Annotated in this window: 9 protein-coding genes; 4 read left to right on the top strand and 5 right to left on the bottom strand. The window is 70.1% G+C overall.

The genetic code is table 11. From position 1 onward, the window contains the following. From ACT4N8_RS02160 to crtY, 3 genes are all read right to left on the bottom strand, one after another. On the bottom strand, window positions 1-288 hold a 288-nt coding region (locus ACT4N8_RS02160), incomplete at its 3' end, for a P1 family peptidase (RefSeq protein ID WP_444856494.1). Between the two features lie 108 nt (window positions 289-396). Then, on the bottom strand, window positions 397-963 hold the full coding sequence (locus ACT4N8_RS02155) for a GIN domain-containing protein (protein WP_444856493.1): 567 nt from the start codon (window positions 961-963) through the stop codon (window positions 397-399). 105 nt (window positions 964-1,068) lie between these two features. After that, entirely contained in the window at window positions 1,069-2,184 is a 1,116-nt protein-coding gene (crtY, locus tag ACT4N8_RS02150; RefSeq protein WP_444856492.1) for a lycopene beta-cyclase CrtY, read from the bottom strand. Window positions 2,185-2,291: 107 nt separating this feature from the next. Between crtY and dinB the strand changes: the two genes are divergently transcribed. The 3 genes from dinB (at window position 2,292) to ACT4N8_RS02135 (ending at window position 4,430) form a co-directional block, all read left to right on the top strand. After that, window positions 2,292-3,416: a DNA polymerase IV gene (dinB, locus tag ACT4N8_RS02145; RefSeq protein ID WP_444856491.1), complete on the top strand. Its 1,125-nt coding sequence runs from the start codon at window positions 2,292-2,294 to the stop codon at window positions 3,414-3,416. Between the two features lie 88 nt (window positions 3,417-3,504). Further along, the gene (locus tag ACT4N8_RS02140) at window positions 3,505-3,771 is read left to right on the top strand and encodes a hypothetical protein (protein ID WP_444856490.1); all 267 of its coding nucleotides are present in this window, start codon (window positions 3,505-3,507) and stop codon (window positions 3,769-3,771) included. 146 nt (window positions 3,772-3,917) lie between these two features. Then, a complete protein-coding gene (locus ACT4N8_RS02135) occupies window positions 3,918-4,430 on the top strand; it encodes a retropepsin-like aspartic protease family protein (protein WP_444856489.1) in 513 nt (170 codons plus the stop codon). On the opposite strand, the gene ACT4N8_RS02130 is transcribed toward ACT4N8_RS02135, so the two are convergent. Next, window positions 4,427-5,341, bottom strand: coding sequence for a peptidylprolyl isomerase (locus ACT4N8_RS02130; protein WP_444856488.1), 915 nt, complete (start codon window positions 5,339-5,341; stop codon window positions 4,427-4,429). The two genes, ACT4N8_RS02135 and ACT4N8_RS02130, sit on opposite strands and share 4 nt — an antisense overlap. Window positions 5,342-5,479: 138 nt before the next feature. Here ACT4N8_RS02130 and ACT4N8_RS02125 point away from each other — a divergent pair, with 138 nt between their 5' ends. After that, window positions 5,480-5,734, top strand: a complete 255-nt coding sequence (locus tag ACT4N8_RS02125) for a DUF2171 domain-containing protein (protein WP_444856487.1) — start codon at window positions 5,480-5,482, stop codon at window positions 5,732-5,734. A 12-nt stretch (window positions 5,735-5,746) separates the two neighbouring features. Here ACT4N8_RS02125 and ACT4N8_RS02120 read toward each other — a convergent pair. Next, the coding region (locus ACT4N8_RS02120) for a M28 family peptidase (RefSeq protein WP_444856486.1) at window positions 5,747-6,167 on the bottom strand (421 nt) is incomplete at its 5' end.

Genomic DNA, 6,167 nt, shown 5'->3' with positions numbered 1-6,167 from the left:
GATCGGGGTTTCGATCTCGCCCAGCTCGACGATCTGGGTCGAGCCCATGAACTTGCCGTAGCCGTTGGCGACGGCGAAGCCCGCCGGAACCTTGTCCTGATAGAGGTTGCCGCCGTGGGGCAGGATCGTGGTGACCCCCGTGCGAGTCGAGGATCCCTCGTTCAGCGTGACATGGCCGACGCGGACCCCGGCGACGTCGGTGATCGCGTTCAGCGGACCGGTCGGCAGCACGCCGATCTCGACGCCCTGCTCGCGCGCCCGCGGCCGCGTCTCGGCTGCGGCGCTCATCGCGAGCGCGAGGCCGGCAAGCAGCGCGGCGAAGCGGCGATTCGGGAACGATCGAGCACGAATGGCGGCACCTCCGTGCCGCCACCATAAGGATTCCACCGCGCCGTGCTAGCGGCCCTCGCCGCTCCGGACCGAACCGCCGCCGCTGACGTTGGAGACGACCGCCGGGTCGCCCCAATAGGTGATCGAGCCGCCCCCTTGCACCGCCGCGACCAGGTTGGTCCGGGCGCGGGCGCGGATGCTGCCGCCGCCCTGCACCGCCGCGGTGACGCTGACCGCATTGATCGAGCGCAGGTCGAGCATGCCCCCGCCGCTCACCGCCGCGACGAGCTCGCGCGGATCGCCGAAGCCGCCTTGGGTCGAGATATGCCCGCCGCCCTCGATCGCGACCGCGTCGATCTCGGGCACGACGATCTCGATCTCGAGGTCGTAATCGCGGCAGGAGCGCACGCAGGCGTCGATCGTCAGCCGGTCGTCCTCGACGCGGAAACGGGTCAGCGCCGGATCGCCGCGCAGCATCGTCACCCTTTGCTCCGCGCCCTGCCGGACGGTGACCGTGCCGCCGCCGCGCAGCTCGATCTGGTCGAACCGCTCGAGCGCGACCGGCGTCTGCGCTCCAGCCGGGCCGCAGACGGCCAAAGCCGCGCCCGCGATCAGTGCGAATCGTCTCGTCATCCCGAATTCCCTTTCGCTCCGTCCCGGTCGCGATCATGCTACAGACGTAGCATTAGGCAATGCCCGGTCGCCGAAGCGGGCGGCGGGCGCGCCGAAGCGAGCGAATCAGTCGCGGGCGAGCGCGCGCTGGACGCGCAGCCGGTCGATCATGCCGAGCTCGCCGGCATGGAAGCGGGCGATGATGCCCGGGTCGAGCCGGTAGAGCCTTTCTATCAGCGCGCGACGCTCTTCGGGCGCGGTCTCGGCGAGCTGCCGGGTGAGCGCGCGCAGCGGCTCGCGGCTCTTCCAGAGCTGGCGCGCCTCGTCCTCGAACGCCTCGTGCAGCGCGGCACCGGAGAAGTCGCGCTGGCGGGCGAGGAGCAGGCCGGCGCGCGCCGCGTCGGCGACGGTGCGGCCGGTGACCGGATGGAGGAAGCCGCCGCGCAGCCCGAGCCGCGCGACCCGCGCCCCGCCGATGCGCCAGAAGGCGGCGAAGTCGCCGCCCATGGGCAACGGCCGGGCGAGGCTGCGCTCCGCCTCGACCTTCGCGCCGGACCAGCCGCGCAAGGCCGCATAATGATCGAGCCGCGCGCCGGCCTGCTCGTCGGGCTGGCCGCGCTCGGAGACCATCGCGTCGGCGATCAGCAGCCGGTCGGCGGCGAGCGGCAGCACCTGGACATAGCCGAGCCCGCCGTCCTGCCCCATCGTGGCGTCGACCAGCACCGGCCGATCGACCCCGTGCCGCGTGGCGGTGCGATACTCGCGCTCCAGCCGCGCCTCGTAGAGCAGATCGAGCATCGAGAGATTGGCGGCGCCGCGCGCGTCGAGCGCGCCTTCCGCCTTCAGCTCCTCGCCGCCGTCGAGCACGAGCACATCCTCGCGCACCGCGACGATGCGCGTGCCGAGCCGATATTGTTTCGGATCCAGCGTCTCGACCATCGCCTTGTGCAGCGCCGAAGCGCCGAAGCCGAGCGAGTCGCCCTTGAGCTTGCGGCTGGCGCCCGGAAAGGCGACGTAGAAGCCTGGCCAGCGATGCTCGGCTATCGACGCGACGAAGGCGGCGGCATCATCGGCCAGCTCCGCCCCGAAGGCGGCGTAGAAATGGTCGCCGCCGAAGCTTTCGCTTTCCTCGACGATGAGCAGCGGCACGTCCGGCCGGTGCTTGGCCAAAGCGAGCGCGGCCAGGCAGCCGGCGATCCCCCCGCCCGCGATCAGCACCCCGTCTCGTCTGCCCCGCGCCATTCCGGATCGCCTTTAGCTCAGCAATGCGCCCCGGCGCCACGGCCGCGGCGGCTCAGCCTCAATTTGGGACTGTCTTGCACCGGACCTTCACCTTATAAGCACAAAGCGTGAACGACCTAGCCGCCGATCCGCCGCGAGTCGAGCCGCTCGGGGACCCGCCTGTCCGCAAGATCATCCATGTCGACATGGACGCCTTCTACGCCTCGGTTGAGCAGCGCGACGATCTGGCGCTCAGGGGCAGGCCGGTCGCGGTCGGCGGCATGCATCGCGGCGTCGTCGCGGCGGCGAGCTATGAGGCGCGCGCCTTTGGCGTCCGCTCGGCGATGCCCTCGGTCAGCGCGCGGCGGCGCTGCCCCGATCTCGTTTTCGTCAAGCCGCGCTTCGACGCCTATCGCGCGGTCTCACAGCAGATCCGCGCGATCTTCGCCGATTATACCGCGCTGATCGAGCCGCTCAGCCTCGACGAGGCCTATCTCGACGTCACCGAGGATTTGAAGGGCATCGGCCTCGCCACCACGATCGCCGAGGAGATCCGCGCCCGGATCCGCGCCGAGACCGGCCTCACCGCCTCGGCCGGCGTCTCCTACAACAAGTTTCTCGCCAAGCTCGCCTCGGACCAGAACAAGCCCGACGGCCTGTGCGTGGTCGCGCCCGGCAAGGGGGAGGCCTTCGTCGCGGCGCTTCCGGTCAAGCGCTTCCACGGCATCGGCCCGAAGACCGCAGAGAAGATGGCCCGGCTCGGCATCGAGACCGGGGCGGACCTCAAGGCGCAGAGCCTCGCCTTCCTGACCCACAATTTCGGCAGCTCGGGCGAATATTATTTCAATCTCGCGCGGGGAATCTGCCACCGGCAGGTGAAGCCCAACCGGCCCTATAAATCGATCGGGGCGGAGGACACCTTCTTTGACGATCTGCGCGACGAGGCGGCGCTCTGCGCCGAGCTCGACCGGATCAGCCAGACCGTCTGGCGGCGGATCGCGGAGAAGGAAATCCGGGGCCGGACGGTCACCCTCAAGGTCAAATATCAGGATTTCCGCATCGTCACCCGCGCCCGCAGCCTCGACCGGGCGGTGAGCGGCCGCGCGGAGTTCCTCGATATCGGCTGCGCCCTGCTCCGCACCCTGCTGCCGACGCCCAAGGGAATCCGCCTGCTCGGCCTCACTCTGTCGAACCTGACGGAAGGGGACGCGCCGCAGCCACCCAAAGAGGCGCAGCTCGGCTTTCCCCTCTAGGCGCTCTCTCGGCTCGTCGAATTGTTGCAACTTCTCGCTCCACCGCCGCGTTTTCGCGCCACGTTAAGAGTTTGAAGGAGCCGAAGTAATGGCGACGAACGTATTGGCCGACCGTGGCGGCAGCCTGGTCCCCCCGCTGGCCCAGCGCGGCTATCATATCGCTTATCGCGTCGATCAGACCAACCACTGCCCGGGCTGCGGCCGCGAGCATTGGTATATCGGTCGGGTCATGGCCGAATGCGCCTTTTGCGGCACGGCGCTGCCGCTCGAAAACGCGGCCTTGGTCGCGGGCGGACAGATCATCCGCACCGTCCGCCGCTACCCCTATGTGAACGACCACGAGCACGTCCACTGAGCTAAAGGACCGCTGCGCCTGCGCTCGAAGTGCCAATAGCCCAGGCCCAGACGGCCGGCGCCCGTCGGAGCAAACCAGCTTCCGGCGGGCGCTCTTTTGCGCCCGCGTTAACCCGGCATTGGCGATGCCGCTTTAGAACCGGTTTCATGTCGACGGGCGGAACCCTGTTCTGGGCGGGCCTGGCCCTGGTCGGCGCGGCCCTGTTCGCGCCGGGCCTGTCGTCCGTGGAGGCGCCGCCGCAAACCGAGGCGAAAGGTCCCAAGCCTGCCGGTCCGAGCGAGCCGGTACCGATCGGCAATGGCCTCGCCCGGCAGGAGCTGATTCGCAGCGGCGACGGCCATTTCTACGCCGAGGCGCAGGTCAACGGCGCCCGCATCCGCTTCATGGTCGATACCGGCGCCAGCGTCGTCGCGCTCACCCCCGCCGACGCCCGCCGTGCCGGCATCGCCCTCGGCGACGACCGCTCGGTCGCGATCGGCGCGGGCGGCCAGATCGAGGTCGTGCCGGTGACGATCGACCGCATCGCGATCGGCGCCCTCGCCGCCCGCGACGTCCGCGCCGCGGTCGCCGAGGACCTCCCCGTCTCTTTGCTCGGCCAGTCCTTCCTCTCCCAGGTCGGCACCGTCGAGATCAGCGGCGACCGGATGGTGCTGCGCTAGGAAGTCACCCGCCTAACCGGCACGTTGACGTTGCAGACATCGACGCCGCCCGCTGGCACCTGGAAGAAGGTGCCGCCGCGATTGGCGCGGCCGGTGACGTAGGCGGTGAAGGCGGGGCGGTCGGAGCGCATCACTTCGAAGCGCGGCCGCTCGGCCTCCGGCATGTCGGCGGCGAGGCGGATCGAGCGGATCGGGATCGGCGTCTCGCCGCGCTCGATGTCGTAAAAGCCGAGATTGCCCGTGCCGCGCGGTCGCGCGGCGAGGTGGCCGATCCCCTCGATCACCCGGCCGACGGTGGCGATGTTGCGGTCGAGATGGCGCGGCGCGTGGCCGATCACCGCATAGAGCTCGCCACCCGTCCCGGTCGACGGCGCGAGGTCGCGGCCGACGCCGACGCTCGCATAGCAATGGGTGAGCCAGGCCATGTTCCGCGCCGGATCGTACGCCATGGGCCAGCCGTCGACATGCCCCGCCATCGGCGCATAACTGTCCGGATAGCCGAGCGGGCGAATGTCGAGACCGGCCAATGGCCGTTCATATTCCGCGGGCGGCTGGGCGACGACGCCCTCGGGCAGCGCCACCTCGGCGTCGCCGTTTCCCCATTGCGCGACATAATTGTCCTGGACCCGGTAGATTGTGGCGTTGTTCCACCAGCCGGCACGGGCGAAGCGGCGCATGTTGGCGACATGGACCGGCGCGAACTCCGGCGCGAGCTCGATGATCACCCGCCCCCCGTCGGCCAATTCCATGACGAGAAGATTCTCCGGATCGATGGGCCGCCAGTCCGCCGCGACCGAATTGGCGATCACGTCCGAAGGCTCGGTCGCGCCCGCGATGGGCTGCGGCTGCCAGCCGGTCTGGGCCGAGGCGGCGGTGGCGAACAAGGCGGGCAGCAGGATCAGGCGGTGCATGGACATCTCCCTTTGCGGCGATGATCCGCCGAACCGGGCACGGGATCAAGGCCCCCGCCCCGCGGGCGACGGAACAGCCGGCCGAGCCGGCGGTTGAGAGGGCGTAGGGATTTCCGCTTGGACGAGGAGGAGACACAGATGGCTGGCAGGGACGATGTCCGCGAGGGCATGGAAGTGATCGGCGCCGACGGCGTCCATGTCGGCCCGGTCGACCGCGTGCAAGGGGACCGGATCAAGCTTACCCGCGCCGACAGTGGCCAGGGGAGCCACGAAGGCCACCATCACTATCTTTCGCGCGGCCTCGTCGCCGAGGTCGAGGGCGAGAAGGTGCGCCTGTCCGCCAATGCCGACGTCGCCGTCAGCTTCGAAGAAGAAGAGGACGCGGCCTCCTAGCGTCCCTGCGCCTCAGCGCGCGCGGGGCTGGTTCGGGGCGAAAGTGTCGGCGAAGAAGCTGCCCCGGCGCCAGCGCGGGCGCGCGCGGTCGTTGGCGACGGCGCGGGCGATCGCGGCGTTGATCCGCGCCAGCCTTGCCGCCGAGGGCCAGTGGAACGGCTGCGACAGATCGTCCGACACCTCGTGATAATGCGCGTCGAAGGCGTCGATCGCGGCGCGGCTGATCGCGGTGCTCGCCGCGCTGTCGACGTAGATGGAGGGGATGCCGGCGCGGACCAGCGGATAATGGTCCGAGCGGGTGAAGCTGCGCTGCTCCGGCGTCGGATCGGGCACGAGCCGAACGCCTTCGGCGCGCATCGCCGCCTCGGCGACCGGGCCGAGCGTCGAATGCTCCGCGCCGAAGCCGACCGCTGCGGCGACGTCGTAGGTCAGG

The sequence above is a fragment of the Sphingosinicella sp. genome (genome assembly GCF_052387495.1).
GTDB lineage: Bacteria > Pseudomonadota > Alphaproteobacteria > Sphingomonadales > Sphingomonadaceae > Allosphingosinicella.
This window is presented reverse-complemented; position numbering and strand designations above follow the sequence as displayed.